At 36.1% G+C, this 25,518-nt stretch carries 17 protein-coding genes; 5 read left to right on the top strand and 12 right to left on the bottom strand.

Annotated features, from left to right (window positions below; all coding sequences use genetic code 11):
- Window positions 1–377 precede the first annotated feature (377 nt).
- From KO527_RS13150 to KO527_RS13125, 8 genes are all read right to left on the bottom strand, one after another.
- On the bottom strand, window positions 378–2,069 hold the full coding sequence (locus KO527_RS13150) for a sulfotransferase (RefSeq protein ID WP_216040749.1): 1,692 nt from the start codon (window positions 2,067–2,069) through the stop codon (window positions 378–380).
- 156 nt (window positions 2,070–2,225) lie between these two features.
- The gene (locus KO527_RS13145) at window positions 2,226–5,066 is read right to left on the bottom strand and encodes a TonB-dependent receptor (RefSeq protein ID WP_216040748.1); all 2,841 of its coding nucleotides are present in this window, start codon (window positions 5,064–5,066) and stop codon (window positions 2,226–2,228) included.
- Window positions 5,067–5,652: 586 nt separating this feature from the next.
- Entirely contained in the window at window positions 5,653–8,388 is a 2,736-nt protein-coding gene (locus KO527_RS13140) for a TonB-dependent receptor (protein WP_216040747.1), read from the bottom strand.
- Window positions 8,389–9,004: 616 nt separating this feature from the next.
- Window positions 9,005–10,777 (bottom strand): TonB-dependent receptor, encoded by a 1,773-nt coding sequence (locus KO527_RS25940; RefSeq protein WP_252733710.1) that lies wholly within the window; start codon window positions 10,775–10,777, stop codon window positions 9,005–9,007.
- 33 nt (window positions 10,778–10,810) lie between these two features.
- Complete coding sequence (locus KO527_RS25935; protein WP_252733709.1) at window positions 10,811–11,137, bottom strand: hypothetical protein; 327 nt, start codon at window positions 11,135–11,137, stop codon at window positions 10,811–10,813.
- Window positions 11,138–11,154: 17 nt separating this feature from the next.
- Window positions 11,155–11,736, bottom strand: coding sequence for a TonB-dependent receptor plug domain-containing protein (locus KO527_RS25930; RefSeq protein ID WP_252733703.1), 582 nt, complete (start codon window positions 11,734–11,736; stop codon window positions 11,155–11,157).
- Window positions 11,737–12,275: 539 nt separating this feature from the next.
- A complete protein-coding gene (locus KO527_RS13130; RefSeq protein ID WP_216040746.1) occupies window positions 12,276–15,182 on the bottom strand; it encodes a TonB-dependent receptor in 2,907 nt (968 codons plus the stop codon).
- A gap of 188 nt (window positions 15,183–15,370) precedes the next feature.
- Window positions 15,371–17,740 carry a DNA polymerase II gene (locus tag KO527_RS13125; protein ID WP_216040745.1) on the bottom strand — a complete coding sequence of 790 codons (2,370 nt, stop codon included), beginning with the start codon at window positions 17,738–17,740 and terminating at the stop codon, window positions 15,371–15,373.
- A gap of 58 nt (window positions 17,741–17,798) precedes the next feature.
- On the opposite strand from KO527_RS13125, the gene dinG reads away from it, so the two are divergent.
- The 5 genes from dinG to KO527_RS13100 all read left to right on the top strand — a co-directional run bounded on the left by dinG (window position 17,799) and on the right by KO527_RS13100 (window position 21,820).
- Entirely contained in the window at window positions 17,799–19,868 is a 2,070-nt protein-coding gene (dinG, locus tag KO527_RS13120; RefSeq protein ID WP_216040744.1) for an ATP-dependent DNA helicase DinG, read from the top strand.
- 9 nt (window positions 19,869–19,877) lie between these two features.
- The gene (locus KO527_RS13115; protein ID WP_216040743.1) at window positions 19,878–20,654 is read left to right on the top strand and encodes a TSUP family transporter; all 777 of its coding nucleotides are present in this window, start codon (window positions 19,878–19,880) and stop codon (window positions 20,652–20,654) included.
- A complete protein-coding gene (locus KO527_RS13110) occupies window positions 20,655–21,254 on the top strand; it encodes a primosomal replication protein (RefSeq protein WP_216040742.1) in 600 nt (199 codons plus the stop codon).
- Window positions 21,255–21,393: 139 nt separating this feature from the next.
- Window positions 21,394–21,669, top strand: coding sequence for a late competence development ComFB family protein (locus KO527_RS13105; RefSeq protein WP_216040741.1), 276 nt, complete (start codon window positions 21,394–21,396; stop codon window positions 21,667–21,669).
- Window positions 21,656–21,820 carry a YbaM family protein gene (locus KO527_RS13100; protein WP_216040740.1) on the top strand — a complete coding sequence of 55 codons (165 nt, stop codon included), beginning with the start codon at window positions 21,656–21,658 and terminating at the stop codon, window positions 21,818–21,820. Before KO527_RS13105 ends, KO527_RS13100 begins: the two co-directional genes overlap by 14 nt.
- A 32-nt stretch (window positions 21,821–21,852) precedes the next feature.
- Here KO527_RS13100 and KO527_RS13095 read toward each other — a convergent pair whose 3' ends face one another.
- From KO527_RS13095 to KO527_RS13080, 4 genes are all read right to left on the bottom strand, one after another.
- Complete coding sequence (locus tag KO527_RS13095) at window positions 21,853–23,079, bottom strand: beta-ketoacyl-ACP synthase (RefSeq protein WP_216040739.1); 1,227 nt, start codon at window positions 23,077–23,079, stop codon at window positions 21,853–21,855.
- Window positions 23,079–23,804 carry a 3-oxoacyl-ACP reductase FabG gene (fabG, locus tag KO527_RS13090; protein WP_216040738.1) on the bottom strand — a complete coding sequence of 242 codons (726 nt, stop codon included), beginning with the start codon at window positions 23,802–23,804 and terminating at the stop codon, window positions 23,079–23,081. The genes KO527_RS13095 and fabG overlap by 1 nt, the downstream gene beginning before the upstream one ends.
- Window positions 23,805–23,874: 70 nt before the next feature.
- Complete coding sequence (locus KO527_RS13085) at window positions 23,875–24,339, bottom strand: 3-hydroxylacyl-ACP dehydratase (protein ID WP_216040737.1); 465 nt, start codon at window positions 24,337–24,339, stop codon at window positions 23,875–23,877.
- Between the two features lies 1 nt (window position 24,340).
- Window positions 24,341–25,516, bottom strand: a complete 1,176-nt coding sequence (locus KO527_RS13080) for a beta-ketoacyl-ACP synthase (RefSeq protein WP_216040736.1) — start codon at window positions 25,514–25,516, stop codon at window positions 24,341–24,343.
- Window positions 25,517–25,518 lie beyond the last annotated feature (2 nt).

Here is a 25,518-nt window from a genome sequence, read left to right as displayed (position 1 = left end):
TTTAATTCAACCAGGATTGATACCTATATATAGGCATCAACTTACCAATAATGCAAAATGGATCAAGTCCTGTCAACTTGATGTTTGAGGATATTAGGTGTTTTATTAGATTAAATTAAAAACAACCTAGTTAAGTTACATTTATTTTACATAAAATATTAGCGCTCCCCCGATACTACGAGCTCACAAAGCTAAATGTAAAAATATGTTAATAACTTTTTTTTTATAATAAAAAATGAATAAAAAACTAAAATATACAATTAAAATATTAAAACTCACCTAAGAAGATCAAATTAATTACATTTAGATAACCAAAACCCTGATTTCAACTTAATAAATTAACTTTTTAGACATGCTTTCATTTAGCTATTCTGAAACTAATCATTATTCAATGCATTTAATAAGGGTGCTAAATTTTCCTCATAGTGCTTCCATAATTTTACAGAGCTTTGATAAATAGGCTTGATTACTTGAGCAGCACTGGCAGTTTTAACGATAGTCTTATTTTTATTGAATTCCAAACAGGTTTCTTGCCACTCCAGCCCACAAGCTTGTATTAAGTCTCTAATTTCTTGTTCTGGGTTAGAAACCAACTTCTCATAATGCACTTGATATACAGAATTAGGAAAAGAGTCTTGCCAATGCTGCATTAACGTTTTATATAAGTTGTGAAATTTCCCCAATGTCTCTAAATTGTAGGCAAAGCGATAATTGTCTGTGGCAAAGTTTTTCTTATAAATTGATAAACAATTATCAATTGGCTCTCTATTGCAATGAATAATAATTGCATTAGGAAATACCGTTTTTATCAAACCGACTAGTAACATATTAAACGGTAACTTATCTGTAATGTGCTTTGCTTCAGGGTTTATTTTTGAAATTTGACTTAGATATGTATCTCCAATATTTTTAAAGATATCTTTTGGGTAACTCTCTAATTCCTTATATAAAAAGTTACTTTCTTGCGAGATAAGATCATTAGTGCCTAGTTTAAAAAAATAATCTAATTCACCCGCACCAAATACTTTAGAATGCGTTGATATAATTCTTTCAACTAGAGATGTACCAGATCTTGGCATACCAACAATAAAAATCGGCTTATCTGTTTGCTGCTGACTAACTTGATGTGCTTCTATGGATCCCTTGTTAAAAATACGAATAATATTATTTATAAATTTCTCATCAGCTTCTATTTTATAATTAAATTTTCGGAATCTTAAGTCATTGCCTTTTTTTAAAAACGTAAATGCTTTGGTGTAACTTTGGGCATCTTCATAGGCTTTAGCGAGTGCAAATGAAAGATGTATTTTACTGGCTTCATCTAAATTCCCTTTACTTAATATATCAAGCATCATTTTGATATGTTCATCATCTACATTCTCATATTTATGCACACTTGCATAAGTAAAATGAGCTTGAGAAAATAGCGGATTTATCATTAATGATTTTTTATAATAACTCGCTGATAAGGCCATATTTCCTTGAGATTTCAATAAATTCCCCAAAGAGTACAATGCTTTTATATTTTGACGATTGTCATTTATTTGTTGTTCAAAATGCTTCTTCGCTTTGTCCACTTCACCTTTCGCATTATAAATTTCACCTAAATAGTCTTGGGCTTGAGTAAAGTTTGGCTCAATTTTTAATGCTTTTAAACACGCCTTTTCACTTTCTAAATAATTACCCAACTGCATATTCGAGTAACTAATGCTCAAATAAGCCATTGCATGATCAGGTTGTAACGCCACAACTTGTTTAAGGACTAAAATAGCCTGATTAAAGTCTCGTTCATATTTATATACATCGCCTAATCCTAATAATGCATTTACATAATTAGGTGACAATTTTAATGAGATCTCCCATAAAGATTTTGCCTCATCTAACCTATTTGTCATGGCGCATATCCAAGCCAATTGGGAGTATACTTCTGGTAACTTTAGATTTTCCAAGAGTAACTTTCTATATTCACCTTCTGACGTTTTATAATCTTGTTTTGAGAAAGCGTATTCAGCTTTCTTTAGTCTTGTTAACTGCTCTTGAGTTATTTGATTTCCATCAGGTATATTCATTTTTATTATTTACCTATTATTTTTAGCATGAATTATATAATCAAAATATATGCTAAACCATATAATCTATCAGAGTTTAATTAATCAATAAAAATGCCAGATAAAAAAAAACGACATACTTTTCAGTATGTCGTTTTTTCAATTTAAGTTTTATTATTAGAACTTAAATGAAACACTTGCATGAAGATAACGACCTAAACCGTCGTAAAATGCTCCTACATCTAAAGTGTTACCAGTAATTGGCTTCTCTTTATCAAAGATGTTATTTACACCTAAACGCGCAGTGACATTATCATTGAATGTATAATTACCAGCGACATCAATATATGTTTGAGAATCGATTCCGCCTTCAGCTAAAGTATCTGTATCACCTTCGTAATCTACTTTACCCATGAAGCGCCACTTAACGTTTACACCCCAATCATCTTTATCAAAGTTTGCATTTACAACATGACGCCATTTAGGCTGAGGGTAACATACTGATGTAATACCATCTGTACAATCATAGATTGAAGATGTATCACCAGGTAATGACTGAGTTTCTTTAGTCATCATGTAAGTACCCATAAATGTAGTACTTAGGCTACCACCTAATAATTCTGTATTATAGGCACCAGTGAAATCGATACCTTCCCATTTTTGGCTTGCTAAGTTCAAGTCTGTTGCTGTTACATAACCAGCTTGACCTAACCAAAGGTTACCTGAAGGTGAACGCGTGATATTATCACAAAAAGCAGCTAAACCACTTTTAGCACATTGTTCAACTGTTAGTTCAGGTTCGATGCTATCGATCACATCTTCAATTTCAATTGTCCAGTAATCCACTGAGAAATCAATATTATCAGTAATTTGTCCAACAACACCTAGCGTGTAAGTATCTGCAATTTCTGGAGAAAGATTAGGGTTACCACCACCTAGCTGATTATATTGACCAGCAGGACTTGCAGAAACATTACCGTATTGAGCTGCAGTTACACCTGTATTAGCACATTGTGCTTGAGAAAGGCTTGGGTTTGCGCCTGCACACGGGTCTTCACCAGACCATAGTCCGATACTTTGTGTAGCAAACAACTCACCAATATTAGGCGCACGTACTGCACGGTTATAGCTTGCACGTACTTTCCAGTCTTCAACTGGAGTCCAATCTAACGCGATTTTGTATGCTGGCTCACCACCAGATATATCATAGTCAGAATAACGGTAGCCTAGTTCAACATATAATGCTTCAGCAAATGCAGCACCTTCAAGAACAGGAATGCTTGCTTCACCATAGATTTCTTTAACTGAATAGCCACCAACAAGTGATTTTGTTGGACCGCCTTGGCCTAGTAGAGCGCCTGTAGCATAGATATCGTCAGAAATTCTTTCAAATTCTTGTTTACGGTATTCAGTACCTATTACAACTGCTACCGGTGAATCAGCACCCGGCATTGTAAAATCAAGTTCACCTGTAGCAAACGCACTTACAACAATTTGATCAGACGCTGTTGTTAATGCTGCGGCACCAGTTAAAGGACCAGCTTGTTCTGGCGTAACACCATTATAAGTAAATACTTCGTATGGAATACAATCGCCTTCACATTTTTCACCACTTGCACTTAATGCTGTTGTGATACGCGGGCCATAAAAGTCATTTAAGTAAACATTTGATCCTGTTGTGCTACCAAATTGTAGTGATGCATCATATGTCCAAGTATCAGATAACTCACCTTCACTACCTAAAACAATACGGAAAGAATTATGTTCGATAACATCAACACGAGGACCACCCTCAACATTACGTTTACCAATATATATAGCAGCTTGACCAGTAGCTGCATCAACACCTAAGCCATCAGCTAATTGCTGACGCTGTGCGTCATTTAATAAATCACTATCTAAATCAATGATGTATTCTTCATTAAAGAAAGTACCTGACTCAGCTATTTGTGCACGTGTTTTATCGCGCATAAATGACACTTCAAGGTAAGGCATGAAAGAATCATTTATTTCGTAGTTAGCAAAAGCACCTAGTGTGAATTTTTCATCTGGACGCATAAAGTGATTTACAGGTGCATAGTTGTAACGATTCGAGCCTGGAGAATCAATAAAGTTACTGTCCGAATCTAAAGAAGACCACATATTTCTAGAGTAATCAGTTGTGCCATCTGGGTTAACTGCATACATATCAAAGTTAGGAATAATTGCATTAGCAGAACCACCACAACTTGTACCAGCTGCATTTAAGGCACATGAAGAGTAATCACGAGCACCTTGGCGTAATTCATTAGTGCGCTTAAAAGTAGCGTATGCTACTGCATGACCTTTTCCACCGTCAAAAGAACCGCCAGCTGTCACATCAAAGTTAAAAGAGGTACCATCAATACCTGTATTACCTGAATCATAATCAAAGCCTTTTTCATCCATTAAGCCTTGGATATAGCTATTATCATTATTATGTTGGTAACCTGAAGCACCTAAATCAACTTTAAAACCTTCGAAGTCAGTATCCATAACAAAGTTAACAACACCCGCAACAGCATCTGCACCATATACAGAAGAACCACCACCAGTCATTACTTCAACACGTTTTACCAATGCCGAAGGAATCGCATTCAAATCAGCCGCACCACTTGAACCACCACCTGGTGCCATACGACGACCATTGATTAACACTAAAGTTCTATGAGAACCCAAACCACGCATATCTACACCGGCACGACCTGAAGCGCCATTTGCTTCAAAAGCTGTTGAAGATGCTTCGATTTGTGGAAGCGTATTAAGCATATCTTCAACACGTGTAAAACCAGAAACTTTAATATCTTCAGCTGAAGTGATTTGAATTGGGCTTGAAGTTTCCATATCAGCACGCTTAATACGTGAACCAGTTACTTCAATACGCTCTACCGCTTCAGCGCCTTCTTCTGCTGCTGAAACATTCGCAGATAATACCGCTGTTGAAGCTGCACCAAAAGCTATTGCTAAGCGAACTGCCTTTGTTAATTTGTTATTTACCATTCGATTTCTCCCGGAACACATTCTTTGATGTGATTTAATTTTTGTTGTCATTTAATTTGAACTTAATGACTTTTTATTAATCTTGCACGTTATCCGAGGTAAATATTAAACAAAACAAGAAACATTGGTCAACAACTGTTTATATAAAATTAACAACTTAACGCAAAATATATCAAAAAAAACACAAAGCGTAACAAATGGAAACAACTATAAAAAAACAAAAACCTCGCAAACAACTGAAATTAAAGAAATTAAAATGGATAGGGAAATTAAATACCAAAACAAAAATGTAACCACTCAATTACAAATAAAATATACAAAATACATTATCCAAAGCTATTGACATTTAGAAACTATCAAATAAATAAACAAAATAGGAAAAAGTTACCTAATTCGTTAATTATAAAGCAATTAAGAAATTAGCACTTGCATAGATAAAAACATGGGAAATTCACAACGAATAGAAATTAGATAATCATTTTCAAAGCTTATTGATATGAAGCCACAGCAGAAAAGCTGCATAGATTTTTTAAACAAAAAAGCCCGATTTAAATCGGGCTTTTAAACTAAACTAGATTAATAATTTCTAGAATTTAAGGCTAGCAGTCAAGTGATATTGACGACCAGTTAAACGGTGTGAACGGATTAAATAACCGTTAGTACCATTACTTACATATGGAGGTTGCTTATCAGTTAGGTTATTGATACCTGCTGATAGTGTTACATTTTCTAAGAAATAAGAAGCGCTGATATCATGATAAACCATAGCTTCAACATCATTTGAAAGGTTAGTTTCAACTGGTGCGTAATCATCTACAGCACTTTGGTAATGCATATTATGCGTTACTGTGAAGTTATCTGCAGAGAAACGTGTTCTGAAAGTAGATTTCCATTCTGGGAATGAACCTTTACCGCCATTTGCTACATCATTACCGTAATAACCAGCAAGTTCAGTTGTTTCTAAGCCTTCTGCTTCAAGATGCTCTAACACAAGTGCACGAGTACCTTCTAGGTTGAAGTCTAAGTTACCTGCAGCTATATCCATTGTATAGTTAATGTTAAAATCGATACCGCTTGCATTAAAGAAACCTAAATTTTGAGTTGATAAATCAACACCTGATAAGTTACCTAATGAGTTACGACGTGGACCACCTTGCTCACCGTATGCCGCAGGACCTTTTATTTGGTCACACATTGGTGAAGAGAAGTTTTCACTGTTATAACATTCTGTAGCAATCGTACCCATACCTAATGAACCGATAACATCTGTAATCTCAAGATCATAGTAATCTAAAGTTACAGAGAAACCTTCAATGAAGTTTGGAGAGTATACAACACCAATCGTTAGAGACTCTGATTTCTCAGGACCTAAATCTGGGTTACCACCAGTCCAAGCACCAGCTTGGTCAGTAAGTGGAGCCCAATCTGTTGCAAGGCCATCTGCAGCACAGTTAGCTTTTAATGTTGCGCTTGCACTTGCATTTGAACCATAGTTTTCACATGGATCACTGTATGATTCTGCAGAGTTTGCACGCGGAGCAAATAAAGTACTAACACCTGGCGTTCTGAAACCTTCAGAAAGACTAGTACGTACTAAAAGCTCATCACTTGGACGCCATTCTAAACCAATCTTAGTTGTTACTTCTTTATCATTTATTACACTTACATCTGTGCTTCGTGCAGCAAGAGAGAGATCTAAACGCTCAGCAAATGGCATATCAGATAAAATAGGTAAATTAAGTTCTAAATAAAATGCATCAGTTGTAAATGCACCTTCAGTGCCTTCTGCAGCAACACCGTATATTGCACCTAAACCAGCTGCGCCATCAGGAGTAGAAACATAGCTCGTAGTTAAACGCTCATAACCACCAGCCCAAGATATTGCACCTGCAGGTAATTCAATATCACCTAAGTCACCAGCTAAGTTAATTTGTAGTTGTGTATCTTCACCTTCAGCAGTGCTAGTCATTGGAACAATGATCCAATCTTGCATTTCTTGCGTTAATGTATCTTTTGCAAACGGGTTCCAAACATCTGGACAATCTGAATTTGCTGCACATAACTCTGGGCTAGTTAAGATACCAGCACGCTCTTGATGTACACGACCGCCTGCATTTGTATCAGTACGACGTTTAGCACGCATGTATGAAGCATCCCAGTAAATACCGCTATCTTCTAACTCACCTTTAAAACCTAGTGTTAAGTTAAATTCATTTACTTCACGTTTCCAAGTACGACCGCCAGCTTCTGCTAGACGACGGTAAGCATAAGCTGTTTCACCTAAATCATTACCAGGATTTGTAGCTGGAACTTCAACACCCCAGAAAGTACCTACTGGTGCCATTTGTGTATTTGAAACACGGTTAGTGTAAGCCGCTTCTGCAAAGAAGTTTACAGTTGAGAAACCATCATCAATTAACTCATAATCAGCTTGTGTAAAGAAAGAATGTTTTTCAAGTGGCTGATAAAGAATACTTAATGCTGCATAGTTAAATCTTTCTTCATCAGTAATAGCTCTAACACCGCCATTACCATCCATTTGACCAAAACCATGAGAAGGACTCCATACAGAACCAGGCATAGTTGTTGCAGAACCACCACAACCTAAGTCATCGTTTGTGCCATCGCCATCAGTATCAAGTTCAGTTGGAGGACATGCTGAAAAATCACGTTGAGAACCATATACCGCATCACGTTTCTCGTAAGTACCAGAGAAAATAATATTTCCTTTATCGCTGCTAGTACCCGCTAAGAAGTTAACGCTCTTAGTTTTGCCATCGCTTTCACTTGACTGTTGCGTACGAACATCAACTTGTGCGCCTTCAAAATCACTGTTAGTGATAAAGTTAACAACACCAGCAATTGCATCTGAACCATAAACAGTTGATGCACCATCACGTAAAATATCAACACGCTTAATTGCAGCCATAGGCACTGCTGAGATATCGCCTGAGTAACGACGACCATTTACAAGTACTAATGTACGAGACGAACCCAGACCACGAAGGTTCATTGTTACTGTACCTGAACCGCCGTTATTAACGTTTGAACCAAATTGGCCACCGTTAGCTAATGGTAAAGCTTGTACAAATTGCTCAAGTGTTGGCGCACCTGATGCCATGATATCAGCAGCTGTAAATGTTGTTACTGGCACTGCGCTTTCAAGGTCAGTACGTTTAATACGTGAACCAGTTACTTCAATACGTTCAACTTCTTCAGCGCCTTCTTCTGCTGCTGAAACATTTGCAGATAATGCTACTGTTGAAGCAGCACCAAAAGCCATCGCTAAGCGAACTGCCTTTGCTAGTTTGTTATTTATCATTCGATTTCTCCCTGGACCACATTCTTTGATGTGATTAAATTTTGTTGTCATTTAAGTTGAACTTAATGACTATTTTTAAGACTTGCTCGTTATCCGAGGCAAATATTAAACAAAATAGGAAACATTGGTCAACACATGTTTATAATAAATTAACATTTGAGGTGAAATTGTTTCTACAAAGAAACAACCTGAAACACTTAATTACATTTACAGCAAAGCAAAGACAAACCACAACCCACTGTTGCAAAAGGAAAATATAAAAAATTGAGAAATTACACCTTAAACTAAAAGTGTAATCATTCGATTACAAAAAAATATATTGGAAACATATAAAAAATAGATTGACATGTAGGTCACTGACTATAAACCTCAGGTTTTGGACATATTGCAGGCTGTAAATCAAATGTAAATGAAACTAATTTTCATTAAAGAGAGTTGTATTTTTTCATTATCGGAGTCTTATAAGGCTTATTAAGACCCTGTAAATAACTCTTAGTGTAAGTGAAATGCGCTATAAAATAGCACTTTTTATGATTAATTACGTTTTAATATAATTAATAAAAAAGCCTGCTAGCTAAGCAGGTTTTTATTATTGGTAGGGTTTAACTTTTAAATATTAAAACTGTTGTTCAACTCTTAAATACATTGAGCGACCTGCCTGATCATATAATGACCAACTAGAGTCACGGTAATCACGGAAGCCATCATAGTAACTAGGTGCTTTCTCATCTGTTAGATTATTAATACCAAATGTAACCTTAGTTTCTGTTGGTGCAATGTAACCAAATTGTACATTGTGCTTAATATAAGTAGGAATATCAGCTAAATAATCTACGCCCCACTCTTCGTTACCTGGTTCTTGAGAACCAACATGGAAGATAGTCCAAGCAACAGAATAATCATCATATGCATAGCTTAATGCTAAATCAGACTTAAGATCTGGGTAATTTTGTAAACCTGCATAATCAAATGGTTCTGACTCTGAGTCTGCTACTTCTTCAAATGTCATTACTTTTGAAACATTTAATGTTGCAGAAAAATCACCATAAGATGTTTCAAAGTTATAACGTGCACTAAAATCAATACCATCAGTAGAGAGCGAAGATTTATTGATATAACCCGTCTTCATGCTATCAATCTTACCCTTTGTCGCATTACGCTCTATCGCATCAGGTGTAGAACCCAATCCATTCTCTTGCTCAATTCTTAATAATTCATTATTCGATATACTATCAATTTTATTTTCATAGTTGATTGAATAATATGTTACTTCAACAGATAGATTATCTACTACATCCCATACAAAACCAGCTGTAGTTGAGTCACCTGTTTCTTCAGTTAACTTAGCGTTACCGCCAAACCAAGTCGCTACTTGCTCACCAGCATCAGAACAATAACCATCTAAGTCCTGACCTGGGTTTGAACCACACCATGCTGTATCACGAACCGTAGGGAAACTTAAAGCGTTAGACTGAAACATCTCCCCCATATTAGGAGCTCTAAATGATTCACCCCAAGAAGAGCGTAGTAATAAATTATCAGTTGGGCGCCAAGTTAAGCCAACTTTAGGGACAACTTTAGGGACAACTTTAGGGACAACTTTAGGGACAACTTTAGGGACAACTTTAGGGACAACTTTAGGGACAACTTTATCAAAAGTAGATTTTTCAACACCTAAGTTAGTTTGCCCTTCTTGCTCATATTTTTCATATCTTGCAGCGACTGTTAAGTCAATTTCATACGGCAAGCTAGCTTGGACTTCTGCATACATAGCTGTACGGTTACGTGTAGCATCTACATCATCACCACCCGAACCACCTGAAATAAAACCATTTGCTGACTCAGGATCACTCTTCTGTGCAAAGTCGATCATTTCATATTCAGCACCGACAACACCTGCAACAATAATGTTATCATTCTCAATCAATGTCGTTGAAATTAAACCATCAATTTGCTGGCTTGCATAACGACCTTCATATACACCAGTATGATTTGCATCTGTGTACATTTGCTCCATACTCGCGTTCCAATCTTCATAGCTTAAATCTTGTGTATTGAAAACATCGTATTCGCCAGAATCAATTGATGCTTGAATTGAATTATCGTTAATTAAGTTATAGTTAAATACATTTGTTTTAGAAATACTGTTTTGGAAATTAATCTCCCAATCTAGACCATTACCAATTTCTGTATAACCTTGTAACCCAACTAAAAATTCAGTAGTAACAACTTCAGTTTTTGCATCACGAGTACCGATTGGCGCTGAACGCATATATAAACGCACTTCATCGTCTGTCGGGTTATATTGATTATCAGTAGACATATAAATTGGTGCTGTAGATACTGGTGTAGCTGCATAACGTGAATCAGCTTCGTTTAATGAAGCCATAGTACGACCAATAAAGTCAATATTATCAGACAGTTAATAGTTGAACTTAGTAAACATTGAGTTCTTTTCTGTATCTGGCGTAAATTTAGTTACTTCACCATAATTATATTTACAACGTCCACCATCTTCACCATCAGTAGCATCAACTACGTTTGGTGCTTGAGCACACATATCTGTATTAGAAATCCAACCATCTTCTCCATAACCATTTACAACCGGACTATAAGAACTAAAACCAGAATAAGTAGGATCATCTAAAGGCCAGATCTCACTATCAAAAATAGCATCGGCTTCTGAGTGCTCAAATGTAAATACGATATTACCTTTATCACCGGTGAAAATCGCTGATAAAGAAAACATTTGGTTAGCACCCCCTTCTATTTCAGGTGAAGCGTATTCATATTTCCGTTTCTTATACTTGATTGGGCTGCTACCCCTTCGAAATCTTTTTTAGTGATAATATTAATTACACCAGCGACCGCTGATGAGCCATAAACAGCTGAAGCGCCATCTCGTAAAATTTCAATTCGCTCAACAATTGACATAGGAATAATTGAAGTATCAGATGAAGAACTAGTACCTGGCATACGACGGCCATCTAGTAACACTAATGTCGCATCGGAACCTAAACCACGAAGGTTAATATTTGATGATGCAGCACTACCAGAGCCATAACCTGAAACACCACTCCATGAACCAAATGAATTGGCCGATAAATTATTTAATACATCAGCTACCGTAGGTTCCCCAGATAAAGACATATCTGCTGCAGAAATTACTGTAACAGGTGAGCTATTTTCAATATCAACCTGCTTAATACGTGAGCCAGTTACTTCAATACGCTCTACTTCTTCAGTACCATCTTCTGATGCTGATACATTTGCCGACAATGCAACTGCTGATGCCGCACCGAAAGATATTGCAAGATGAACTGCTTTTGATAGTTTATTATTATTCATTCGATTTCTCCCTGGGCTACATTCTTTGGTGTAATTTATTATTTGTCATTAAAGTTAAACTAAATAACAACTTTGTGACCAACTTGTTATCTAACGTAAATACTAATCAAAACAGTTCATTAAGGTCAATTAAGTGAGTGAGAACCCAAAAAAGCACGCAAGAAACTGATTCCAAATATAAAGAGTAATAACAGAATGAAATGAACGTATGAAATATACAACTACGACTCAAATTAACTTCAAGCCCATGTTAATAAAGAAATAGAACAATATAGCAACATCAAAAAAAAACTCACAAAATGAAATAAAATAAAATGAAATAAAATGAAATAAAATAAAATGTAATCACGAAATAACAAAGTAATTTTAAAAAATACACTTAAAAACCCAACGGGAAACTATAACCTTAAAATTAGCGCTAAAGGTAAAATAGTGAACAGGATGTTAAGTTGATTTTTTAGGTTTTGTAATCAAATTATCATTTTAGGTGAGCTGGAGGAAAGGCACCCGTAGATTTACAAGTGCCTATATTATGAATGTTAGAATGAAAGTCCTAGAGATAAGTACATATGTCTACCAGTTGTATTGTATGTACGCGGATCTGTATTATCATTAAATCCACTTGCCATATAAGGTGGATCTTCATCAAAAATATTGTCCATGCCTATAGTCGCAGTCATATTTTCCATGAAGTAGGTGAACCTGATATCATGTATAGTTGAAGAGTCGACATCTCTGAAAACATCCCAACCATCTAAAGCACCAGTTTCACCATTAAATACCTCAGCAGTTCTAAATCCTGAATTGATTTCAGATAATGACCAATCACTTGCTGAAGCCATATCTACATATTCTTCAACACTCGACATGTATCGAATGCTATATGCCACTGACCAATCATCATTTTGTAAACTTATATTTATATTAGTTTTCCATTCAGGGAAGTTACCATCCCCGCTTGATGCATCCCAATATTTTCCGGCATGCTTTACAATGGAATCATCAGCTTGAATTACATCATAGGTATCATAATAAGTCGTATCTAAATTTACTTTTAACATTCCCATTTCAATATCTGTAGAATATTTAATATTAAAATCATAACCCGACGAATTAACACCACCTACGTTGGTTGTTCTATCATCTATATCACTTGAATTACCATACAAAGCACCAGCATCAGAGCCATAACGTGTAATTTTGTCACAGAAAGTCCCCTCAGTGGCACATTTAGTTAAAATCAACTGCTCCCCAATTGTAGATATTGCATCTGTTACTTCAATATCCCAATAATCTAAAGTGACTGATAGACCATCCATAAAATCGGGACTATATACAATACCCGCAGTCAAAATATCAGCCTCTTCAGGTTGAATTTCTGTACTACCACCCCGAGTAGAAGATAATTGATCACCTATAGGTTCAAAACCACCCGCTGGCACACCATCAGCGATACAAAATGAGGTAGGATTAGTGGCACAAGGATCTTCAACTGTTGGGCTGTTAGCAGATGCACCTTGGAATAAATCATTCGTAGAAGGTGCTCTAAATGCACTAGAACTTGTAGCCCTTAATAATAAGCCTTCCATAGGTACCCAACGAACACCTAATTTATGATTAGTGGTATCACCAAAAGTATCATAATCTGAATATCGAATTGCACCATCGATCTCTAAACTAACAGCAAATGGTACATCCGCTAATAATGGAAAATTAGCTTCAACATAGGCTTCATCTACAGTATATGACCCTTCCGTAGATAAACGAGATGAACCTGATGTAATGCCTAAAGCAATTAAAGCATCAGGATAATCGGCTCCTTTTTCTTCCCTATGCTCTAACCCAATAGCAACTCCAACCATGCCAGCTGGTAACTCAAAAGCATCACCAAATACACTACCTGAAATAATTTGCTGTTCATTTGAACCAAAATCATGAGCATCAAATGTAATAAAATCCATCATAGCTTGATTAATTGCAGTTTCTGTTCCGGGAATACCAAATACATTTAGGGATACACATCCCTCAATAACATTATCTGGTGCACCACACATTACTTCGCCTGATGTCGAATCTAAGAATGATGGTCCTACAGCTTCACCTACTTTTTCAAAATTCACACCACCAGCGCCATTTGTTGCTGCATCGTTTGCACCAAATATATATGAGACTTCGTAACGCCAATCATCATTAATTTCACCGTCAAAGCCAATTGCAGCTCGAACAGTTTCAACTCTAAAGCTACTATCTCGCCCCCCAGTTTCAACCATACGTCTACGCCAATCAGTAATATCTACAGAGTTTCCATCTTTGTCTTTTGGACCAAACATTTGGTTGTAATAGTTATCTTTTGAATAAGTCGCATCCGAGAAGCCAAAAAATGCTAACGGCGCTAAGGGGAGTGGTGCTAATTTAGTATCTGATATCCTACGATTAAAACTTAATTCTGAGAAGAACCTAATTTTATCGTTAAATTCATAACTCCCTGAAGCAAAAAATCCATAACGTTCTTGCGGAGTCAGATGATAATTAGCAGGTGCATAGTTATAGGTATCTTTATCCCAATCCCAACAATCAAAGCCTGTAGGGTTTGAAAAATCACTTGGGTCTGATTGACCAGGACCACTACCTGCACCATGAGTAAATGAACCACACTCAGAACCATTAACTATGCCATCAATACCATTATATCTTCCCCATGGTGGTGCTGAAGACCCCCCTTTAGAAACTTCACCAGTAACATCCATATCTAATTCAAATTGTGACCATGATCTATCACCAGACCACTGTGCACCTTGCTCAACATAAAAGGCGTTTACAACCACATTCCCTTTATCTCCTGCAAAGCCTACAGTCACATCAAATGATTTTGTTTCGCCATCACCCTCTTCTGTTGAAGCGTCATACATTAAATTTGCTTCAAAGCCTTCAAAATCATCACGTGTAATAATATTAACAACACCTGCGATTGCATCTGAGCCATAAATTGCTGAAGCACCATCTTTTAATACTTCGACTCTTTTAATTATCGCGGTGGGTATCGTACTTAAATCGACTGAACTATTCGCACCAGTTCCCGATGCCACCATACGACGACCGTTAAGTAGGACTAAAGTTCTAGCAGATCCTAAACCTCTTAAGGAAACCCTAACAGACCCTGAACCACCATTGTTGATAGCTGTATTTGTTCCTGCACCTGCTACCGAAGGAATTTCTTGTAAAATATCACCTACATTGGTGATACCTGAGGCGACTAACTCTTCCCTACCAATTATCTGTACTGGATTAGCCCCTTCCATATCAGCTCTTTTAATACGAGAGCCAGTTACTTCTATTCTCTCTACTTCTCCAGCACCTTCTTCGGCTTGAATATTTATAGATATAAAAGAAAGTGAGGATATAGCGAGTGCTAATTTTGAATATTTAAATAATTTATTGTTTAACATTTCAATTTCTCCCTGATAAGAGTATTTAATGGAAAAATAATAAAATAAAAATAAACTGAACTTAATTTGAATACTTAACCTGTTCAATTATTGTACAATAATAGACCAAGGTTAATTTTTAACCAATAATATATAGGGATTAATGATTATTTCGCAATTATCAGCTCACTAGAATCGCTAACTAATGATTAAAACAATGAGGCTTGACCATTTAAAATTTGATCAAAATTTGTATTTAGGTAAGGTAAAATAGATTCGGCAATCGGTCTTATTTGCTTTTCAACATAATGTGTTCTGTTAAATTTTGAAGTATTAAATTGCCTTAGTTCAGGACCATTAATTGTAATAACATATTCAACCCATTGTCCTTTGCTAGGCACTTTATCTGGATGAGTAATATGCACTTTTAATGCAGCTTGTGCGTGAGGCGGGATATTTTTCACATATTCGCTTAAATGTTGTCGTAATCGCTTTTTATAAACAAACTGATGATCAAAGTCTCCATTTAAAGTTTTAGCAACATAAGTTTTGATATATTCTTCAACGGCCTCACCATCAAAAACTTTACGATACAAAGTCATTTGAAAATTCCTAGCTAAAACAGTCCAGTCACTTCTTACGGTTTCCATGCCTTTAAAAACCAACTCTTTTGTATCTTGTTTATTATCTAAAAATCGTGTTATTTGACCAACATAACGCTTCTTTGAACCTTTTATATCGCCACGAATTGTAGGCATGAAAAAAGGGTTATATAGAGTTTCAAATTCAATTTCTAAGTGGCTTGTAATATTAAATTCCTGTTTTAGTTTTTCATGCCATTTTAGGTTGATTTCATCAGCTAATTTTATACCGATTTCATTACATTGATTTTGCGTTAATTCATCAGCTAACTTTATAAAAGTAGAATCAGTATCACCATAAATAACCTCAAAACCCGATTTTTCTATCCATAGTTTTGTTTGTTGCATGATCTCATGACCACGCAACGTAATTGAGCTTGATAATCTAGGATCGTAAAACCGACAACCTGTGGAACCCAATACGCCATAAAAACTATTCATAATTATTTTTATCGCTTGAGAAAGCATTTTATCTTTATGTTTTTTTGCTTGATCTCGTGCACTCCAAAGCTGCTCAATCAAGTTAGGCAAGTGGTGCTTTGTTCGAGAGAACTTAGCGTCATGAAAACCTGATACCGCACTATATTCTTGTTTATCATCTTCTTTAAGTCCTTCAATAAGTCCCATAGGATCTATTAAAAATGTTCTAATTATTGAAGGGTAAAGGCTTTTAAAATCAAGCACGATAACATTTTGATATAACCCGGGACTTGAGCTCATAACATAACCGCCAGGACTATCAAAACTGACAGGGCTATCACCTAAATTAGGTGCTACATACCCACTGCGGTGTAATAATGGTAAATATAAGTTTACAAAAGCAGCGACTGAGCCACCCATTCTTTCTAAATCTAATCCCGTTAATTGTGTTCTTACCACTGCAAATTCGAGCAAACTTTCTTTTTTAAATATATCCCAAACTAACTTACAGTCTTGTAAATTATATTCAGCCAGAGCAATTTTATCTTCCACAAATTGACGCTCTATTTCTTCAAGTTTATTATCTGATTCTATTAATTTTGATTCTCCTAATATTTCACTTGAAACATTAGCTAAACTAAAGCTTGAAAATTGATACGTTGCATTGCGCATTAAATCAATGCCATCTAAAACAACTCTACCTGGCACGACTAACTTTCCTACCTGAGCTTGTTTCAATTGAATTTTATTATTGGCTCTACCTAGCTTTAAAGAGAGATCTAATTGTTCCGCGCGATTAAAAAGTAATGAAAAGTCAAAATTAATCACATTCCAGCCTATTATGATATCGGGATCATAAAAAGTGATTTGACTTTCTAGCTCTTGCAATAACGCTGTTTCATCTTTAACCCAAATAATACCATCATGATTTTGTGCATCTCCCACCATAATAACAAGCGCACATTTATCACTGTATAAACCAACTGAGAATAAAACGCCTTTGCCACTGCATTCTATATCTAAAGAAAGCATGTCTAATTTAGGTTTATATTGATTATCATCTTTAATAGACTTCATTTGTGCATTTGAAATCTCTATAAAGCCATTTTTTTGTACAAAAACGCCCTTCACCCACGCAGAGCCACATATAAAGCGTTCCATTAAAAAACGGTCACAATGGCGAATATCTGATTCAAAGGTGGTAATAAAATGCTGGTTAAATAAATCTCTTGCTTGGTAAAATTGTTTTAACTGAGAAAAGTAAAAGCCAACAACTTTTTTTTGTTTAAAAGTACTTAAAGGCACAGCACTACATCTATACGGTATTTTTTCTTTATCTAATAACTTACTCGCATTCTCTTTATTAGTCTGTTCAACAAAAAAAACAGCCTCTTCACCTGTGATCACAACCTTCAACGGACCAAAATCAGATGATAGCCAATAACACAGGCAGATCTGCCCATTTAATGTGTATTGTTGCTTTGAAAGGATAAACCCTTGCAATGTTTGTTGTATCAAAAACCCGTTCCCTTTAAACTAATCACTGTAATTATATACATAACTAGGTCACTGCAACATGCTCTCTGATGCTTTAAAAAAAACAATTCGTAATATTCACCAGCAAGTTGCAGATAATTTAACCGATTATAAACCGCGCAAAAGCCAAAATTACCTAGTTGCAGAAATAGCAAAAACCTTGGCGGGTGAATACCATAAAAGCCAAAGGATTTGTGTATTAGAAGCCGGTACTGGTACGGGCAAGTCATTAGCCTATTGTTTAGGTGCCTTGCCTTACGCCATAGCAAATAAAAAAAAGTTAGTGATCTCAACCGCCACAGTTGCTTTGCAAGAACAATTAATAGATCAAGAACTCCCTTTTTTTGCTAAAAACTCAGGTTTAGATTTTCAATTTGATCTGGTAAAAGGCAGACACAGATATGCCTGTGCACAAAAATTAAAAGCATCTCTAGCAGAAGAGCCTGCACAGCTTGATTTTGTGCCTTTATTAAAATCACCATTAGATAAAATGGAAAAAAAATGTCTTGAGCAATTAGTTACGGCTTACACCACAAACAAGTGGCATGGTGACCGTGATGCTTGGGCTGATACTATTCCTGATAAAGTTTGGAGTTTAGTTGCCGGTGATAAACATTCTTGTCAACGCCAATTAGCCGAGCATCAACATTGTCCTTTTCACAAAGCGCGCAACCGATTAAATCAAATGGATGTATTGGTGGTAAATCACAGCTTATTATTAGCAGATTTAGATTTAGGCGGCGGAAAAATTTTACCAGAGCCAGCTAAAACAATTTATGTCATTGATGAAGCACACCATTTACCAAAAATAACCCGTGAGTTTTCATCCGCTTCCGCAACTGTAAAAGGCACTTTAGAATGGCTTGATAAGTTAGCTAAATTTAATCAAAAGCTGTCTAATACCATTTCCACTCAACGTGCCATTGGCATGAACTTTAAATTAGCAGATGCCATTACAGATACACAAAAAGAATTAAAAAAAGCCCGAGATATTCTTGATGGATTAGATGTAACTTATAATGAAGATGACGTGTACCGTTTTAAAAATGGTGAACTACCTGAGTTATTATCTAATTTAAGTGAAGATTTAAGTGACTCATCATTATTAGTATCTAAACATTTATCTAAAATGCATGAATCATTGATCCTTGATGTAAACGATGGCGATGTAAAACCTCATAAAGCCGATCCTATTTTAGCTGAAAGCGGTGTTTATATTCAAAGAGTAGAAAATCTGAATAAACTTTGGAATAATCTCAATAAAGGCACAGCTTCCAGCCCTCACGCGCGCTGGTTGACACAACAAAACTATAAAAATCATCACGATCATTTATTAGCCGATAGCCCTATCGAAGTTGGTTTTTATTTAAAAGATAAATTATGGCAAGAATGTGCTGGAGTGGTCCTATGCTCCGCAACATTAACCGCATTGGGTAACTTTGATCATTTTGCTTTTGAATCAGGCTTAGCAGGTGAAGAAGGCGTTAAGTTCTTAAAGGTTCCCTCCCCTTTTGACTATCCAAAGCAAGCGCAACTTTTATTACCTGATATAAAATGTGAGCCAACAGATAAAAACTTCACCAAACGTTTAATAGAGGTAATGCCTGAATATATTGAAAAAGAAAAAGCGAACTTAGTCCTATTCGCTTCTTATTGGCAAATGAAAGAAGTCGCTCAAGGTTTAAGAACAAAAGGTTATAATTTATTATTACAAGGTGAGTCATCACGCGAGTATTTAATCAAACAACATAAAAAAGCAATAGATAAAAATAAAGGTTCTATTTTGTTTGGCACCCAAAGCCTCTCAGAAGGTCTTGATTTACCAGGTAAATATTTAGAAAACTTGATTATCACTAAAATTCCATTTGCCGTGCCAACGTCACCAATGGAAGAAGCGCAAACAGAACATATTCAAAATAAAGGTGGAAATCCATTTTTATCAATCACTGTACCTGAAGCCTCTAAGAAATTAGTGCAAAGTTGTGGTAGACTGCTTCGCAAAGAAAAAGACTCTGGTCGCATTGTTGTATTAGATCGTCGTCTCGTCAGTAAGCGTTATGGCAAAGCTATGTTAGATGCCTTACCTCCTTTCAACAGAACAATAGAGTAATAAATTTAAGTGTTAGAACTCGCTTTAGACCCTTCAACTTGGGCAATATTATGTGCAGTAGCATTAGCTGCTGGTTTTATAGATGCAATTGCTGGCGGTGGCGGCATGCTTACTGTACCCGCATTATTAACTGCTGGTTTGCCACCGCATATTGCCCTAGGTACCAATAAACTCGCTTCTAGTTTTGGCTCACTTACCGCCAGTATTACTTACTTTAAAAAGAATTTATTTCAGCCTAAGTTTTGGCTTAAATCTATTATTGCAACAGCCATAGGTGCTTTAATTGGCACTCTGGTAGTAGATAAACTCAGTATCGACTTTTTAAATAAACTCCTGCCTTTTATCATTATATCCGTTGCCATTTATAGTATTTTTGGCAAATTAAGCCCTGAACAAAAAACAAAACTGCCACCGGTTACTTTAGGATTAAAATTAAAACAAATAATACAGGGCAGTTTATTAGGCTTTTTTGATGGTTTAGCGGGCCCTGGTACCGGCACATTTTGGACCGCTTCCAATTCATTATTATATAAGATGAATTTGCTGCTCAATTGTGGCCTAGCCCGTTCTATGAATTTTGTTAGTAACTTTATTTCTCTTATTGCTTTTGTCGCTCTGGGCCATGTCAACTTTATATTAGGTGCCACTATGGGCGCTTTTTTAATGCTAGGTGCTTGGATAGGCGCACATTCTGCAATTAAATTTGGCAGTAAAATAATTAGGCCTATCTTTAATACTGTGGTCATTGTTTTAGCCTTAAAACTTGCCTATGAGGCATTTATGTAAATGAAAGCACAAGTATTAGAAAGATTAAGTATTCAAATAGAAAAAATAAAACGAGATGCTAAAAGCTTTGATAATGCCAAGTGGTTTGATAAAAATCGCTATATGAGATCTAAGCATAGATTATTTGATCCCACTTTATTTAATACTCGCAGCATGATCTTACTTGATTATGTAGATGAGTTATCACAAACCTATATAAACCTGCCTCCTTTAGCCCATCGACGCAGCTATAAATATGCGATTGAAAGATTAACAGCGCAACTTGAAGCTGTGATCAGGGTATTAAAATCAACGCCTGTGTGGCAAAAAGATTTAGATTCTAATAAATTTGTTAAAAAGAAAACATATTATAAAAAAGCGGTGAAAAAGATCATGCAATCTTCTCATGACCTACACCAAGAGTTAGCTAAAAATAAAGAGTTTGAAAGACGTTTATTAGTTATGATAGAAGATAAAAAAGCCTTATTACATAAAGCCCGAGGCGATAAAGCCAGTGAAATCAATCTTGATATTTTGACTACTCACGGTCGATTAGGGCGCTGCCGAAAAGCAATTTCAGCCACTGAAGATAAAATAAAAATCGCAGAAAAAACAAAATAATTAATGTCTTACTCCAAGGTTAGATTTGCCTGTGGTTTTGATATAAGCTAAGTTATGTACATTGGGCTTTTATTATTAAACCATTTAAAATACTCGCTCACCACATAAAAAGAATTTCATGTTATATACGGAGTATTAGATGAAACTGCATGATGATATACATAATTATTATGAAAAATTAGTGCTTGATGAAATCATCAAACAAAAAATAAACGAAGCATTAGATGTAGATACATTAGCCGACTTTTGCTGTACCGTATTAAATCAACTTCCGCCTAGGTATATTCGTTTTGAAGTTGATATGGCATTTTACCTTCCGCAATCTGAACGCGTAGAAATGGAAGAAAAAGTCAAAGCTGCAATTGAAGAATCTAAAAAGTTAATCTCTATGAGGGGTAATATTGAGCAAGCCTAATTTAGATAATGCACCTGAGCATATTAAACTTGCTATTGATTTAATTATGCTATTAGAACAAGAAGAGCTTGATTCACAAGTTGTGCTTGATGCATTAGAAGTTGTAAAAAATGACTACAAAAAGAAATTAATTCAGATACCAAGTGTTTAAGTTGGTATCTGAGTTATCTTTAAAAGCACTTATTACTTAGTAAAGCGTTTAAAAATCAGCGATGTATTAATACCACCAAAAGCAAAGTTATTGCTCATCACATGATCTGTATTTATTTCACGGCCTTCATTTTTAATATAATCAAGATCACCACACTGAGGATCAATCTCTTGTAAATTTAATGTCGGTGAAAACCACTTATCTTGCATCATATTAATACTTGCCCAAGCTTCAATGCTGCCACAAGCACCTAAGGTATGCCCTAAATAGCTTTTTAATGAGCTTACCGGCACTTTTCCTAATACATTCGCAGTTGCATTTGTTTCAGCAATATCGCCTCGTTCAGTTGCAGTACCGTGCGCATTTACATAACCAATTTCATCCGCGGTTATCTGCGCATCAGTTAATGCTTGCTCAATTGCAATTTGCATTGTTGCAGCTGTCGGTTGCGTGACATGTGCGCCATCTGAATTACAGCCAAAACCAACTATCTCAGCAATGATATTTGCACCTCGGCTTTTTGCATGCTCAAACTCTTCTAAAATAAGCGTACATGCTCCTTCACCTATCACTAAACCATCACGATTTTTATCAAATGGTTTTGGTGTTTCTTTTGGTGTTTCATTTTTTATACTTGTTGCATACAAGGTATCAAAAACAGCGGCCTCTGTTACACATAGTTCTTCAGCACCACCAGCAACCATTAATTTCTGACGGCCAAACTTAATCGCTTCATACGCATAACCTATGCCCTGAGAACCAGAGGTACAGGCTGAGCTAGTTGTAATAACACGCCCTTTTAAACCAAAGAATACGCCAACATTAACAGGAGCAGTGTGTGACATCATTTGAATATAACTTGTTGCCGTAACACCATTCATGCAACCTGTATCCATCATACGACCAAAAGCAACCAAAGGTTCAGTTGAGCCTATGGATGAACCATATGAAATACCCGTAGTACCATCAGTTAAAGATTCATGTTCTAACAAATGAGCCTGTTCAAGCGCCAACTCAGTGGCACGTGTTGCCATTAAAGATACTCGCCCCATAGAGCGAACCATTTTACGTTTATAATGGCTTGGTTTTTCAAAATGAGTTATAGGCGCAGCTAATCGGGTATTTAAGCCATCTAGTTTATCCCACTCTTTAATAACTCGAACTGCATTTTCGCCTTTTTCAAGGTTCTGTTTAAAAGTTTGCCAATCATCGCCTAAAGCAGTGATCGCCGACATGCCAGTTACAACAACACGTTTCATTATATTAATCCGCCATTCACTGAAATCACCTGACGTGTAATATATGACGCGCCATCAGATGCTAAAAATGAGACTGCAGAAGCGACTTCTTCAGGCTGACCCATACGTCTTAAAGGGATCATCTTTTTAATTTCATCAACAGGCACATCTGCTGTCATATCTGTTTCAATTAAGCCTGGCGCGACACAGTTTACAGTGATTTTTCTTTTGGCTAACTCTAAAGATAAAGCTTTAGTGGCTGCAATAACGCCGCCTTTTGCAGCAGAGTAATTAACTTGGCCGCGATTACCCGCAATACCCGATACCGAAGCCATAGTAATAATACGGCCACCTTTTTTAGCTCTGACCATAGGCATGACAACAGGATGAAGTACATTATAAAAACCATCTAAGCCGGTTCTTAATACACTATCCCAATCATCACCTTCCATTGCTGGAAAAGCCATATCTCGCGTAATACCCGCATTACAAATCACACCGTAGTAACAGCCATTAGCTTCAATATCAGATTCTATTGCTTGCTTAACTGCTTCTCTATCACATACATCGAATTGTAAAAGGTTAGCTTTTCGTCCTAAAGCTTCTGTCTCAGCTTGAGTTTGTTTGGCTTGTTCAATGCCACTGCGACAATGCACTGTAATATCAAAGCCATCTTTAGCTAACTTTAATGCGATTGCTTTACCTAAGCCACGACTTGAACCTGTAACTAATATTCTTCTACTCATTATTTTCTTTACCTGAGTTGATACTTCAATTTTCTATTATTAAAATTTTAACAGCATAATTACGCGAGTATTATGCTTCTAAATCATTATCTAAAAATGCCATTGGATCTTGAGGTTGAAACACATTAATTTTAGCCTGTGCTAATACGCCATTTTTAGAGGATGTTATCTCACATTCAAATACGCTTAATCCAGACTCTTCTTGATATAACTGCTCAACTTTAATGCGTAAAGTGTCATTTAATTCAAAATAAGCTTGAAACGCTTTGTATTTTCTTGAGCCCAACAAAAAACCAATTTTCACTTTATTGCCGTTATCTAATGCCAAAGCGCCTGCATAAGCAGCAATTGCCTGCGCCATATATTCAGTACCAATATAATTAGCCACCCCTTTTTTAGCTTCATTATAAAAAGGGCTTTTTTCTGTAATTGTGACATCACACACACAGCCATCATCGTGATAACTGTTTAATGAATCAATTAAGATCATAGGTGCCTGATGCGGTAATACAGCTTCAATGCTGTACTTTTTCATATTATTTTCCTAACACTAAACTAAGGTTATTGCCGCCAAAAGCAAAAGAGTTGCTCATACAATATTTCAAAGATGACATCTTTTGCCCTTGGCTTAAATTAATTTCTGGTAAGCTTGAATCTTGCTGCTCATAACCCACATTGGCAGGTATTTCATTATCGCTGTTTAAATCACTTAATAAAAGCCAACAAATTGCAGCTTCAAGCGCCCCTGCTGCACCTAAAGTATGACCTGTCATACCTTTGGTTGAACCACAAAAAACATCATTGCCACATACAGCATGCATAGCTAGTGATTCCATTTCATCATTTTTTACAGTTGCAGTGCCATGCAAGTTAACATAATCAACTTGTTTTGATTCTATTTGAGCCATTCCTAGTGCTAATTTCATAGCAGAAATCGCCCCACTACCGTCTGGTGAAGGAGAAGATACATGATAAGCGTCAGAGGTTTCACCAAAACCCATTAATTTAATACCAGAGTCAGCACTATGCATCACAAATAATGCAGCGGCTTCACCTATATTTATACCATCTCGATCTTGTGAAAATGGTGCACATTGACCAGTAGATACCGACTCTAACGATTTAAAACCATTTATAGTCAGCCTAGCTAAACTATCAACCCCACCGGCAATAACGATATCTGCAATATCGGCTTCAATCAGTGCTTTAGCACTTACTAACGCTTTTGCACTTGAAGAACATGCCGTTGATATACTATAAACAGGACCTGTTGCTTGACATAAATCAGCGATAAAATGTGCCGGAGCGATCATTTCTTGCGTTTGATAATGAAAGTTTTCAGGGTATTGCGTGTTTTGTGCCAATGCCTTTCTTGCATCTTCACCTTCTGCAATGCCTGAGGTGCTAGTACCAATAATGACTGCAATTCTTTTCTTATCTACCCCTTTAGCCAGTTCATTAAAGCTCTGCTCGATTTGCTTAAATGCATAATATGCCAATTGATTATTACGTGATGAATTACTTGATGAAAATGCTTTTGATTTATCATCTAAATTCAGCGCAACACGCCCTACAAATTGAGACTCAGTTAAAGGTAAGTTTGTATCTTTGACCAAAGCATTTGCATTACCATCTATTAAACTCTTTAAAACTGTTTGTTTAGATTGGCCTATATTACAAACAATACCAACATCTTTAAGACATATGTCCACTG

The organism is Pseudoalteromonas sp. C2R02 (assembly GCF_018860845.1).
Taxonomy (GTDB): domain Bacteria; phylum Pseudomonadota; class Gammaproteobacteria; order Enterobacterales; family Alteromonadaceae; genus Pseudoalteromonas.
This window is presented reverse-complemented; position numbering and strand designations above follow the sequence as displayed.

Excerpts from the sequence above, each read along its gene's own strand:
- KO527_RS13110 (WP_216040742.1), top strand. The coding sequence starts at position 20,655 with ATGAAAGCACAAGTATTAGAAAGATTAAGTATTCAAATAGAAAAAATA.
- KO527_RS13130 (WP_216040746.1), bottom strand. The coding sequence starts at position 15,182 with ATGTTAAACAATAAATTATTTAAATATTCAAAATTAGCACTCGCTATA.
- KO527_RS13145 (WP_216040748.1), bottom strand. The coding sequence starts at position 5,066 with ATGGTAAATAACAAATTAACAAAGGCAGTTCGCTTAGCAATAGCTTTT.
- KO527_RS25940 (WP_252733710.1), bottom strand. The coding sequence starts at position 10,777 with ATGGCTTCATTAAACGAAGCTGATTCACGTTATGCAGCTACACCAGTA.
- fabG (WP_216040738.1), bottom strand. The coding sequence starts at position 23,804 with ATGAGTAGAAGAATATTAGTTACAGGTTCAAGTCGTGGCTTAGGTAAA.
- KO527_RS13105 (WP_216040741.1), top strand. The coding sequence starts at position 21,394 with ATGAAACTGCATGATGATATACATAATTATTATGAAAAATTAGTGCTT.
- KO527_RS13095 (WP_216040739.1), bottom strand. The coding sequence starts at position 23,079 with ATGAAACGTGTTGTTGTAACTGGCATGTCGGCGATCACTGCTTTAGGC.
- KO527_RS13085 (WP_216040737.1), bottom strand. The coding sequence starts at position 24,339 with ATGAAAAAGTACAGCATTGAAGCTGTATTACCGCATCAGGCACCTATG.
- dinG (WP_216040744.1), top strand. The coding sequence starts at position 17,799 with ATGCTCTCTGATGCTTTAAAAAAAACAATTCGTAATATTCACCAGCAA.
- KO527_RS13140 (WP_216040747.1), bottom strand. The coding sequence starts at position 8,388 with ATGATAAATAACAAACTAGCAAAGGCAGTTCGCTTAGCGATGGCTTTT.
- KO527_RS25935 (WP_252733709.1), bottom strand. The coding sequence starts at position 11,137 with ATGTTTTCTTTATCAGCGATTTTCACCGGTGATAAAGGTAATATCGTA.
- KO527_RS25930 (WP_252733703.1), bottom strand. The coding sequence starts at position 11,736 with ATGAATAATAATAAACTATCAAAAGCAGTTCATCTTGCAATATCTTTC.
- KO527_RS13150 (WP_216040749.1), bottom strand. The coding sequence starts at position 2,069 with ATGAATATACCTGATGGAAATCAAATAACTCAAGAGCAGTTAACAAGA.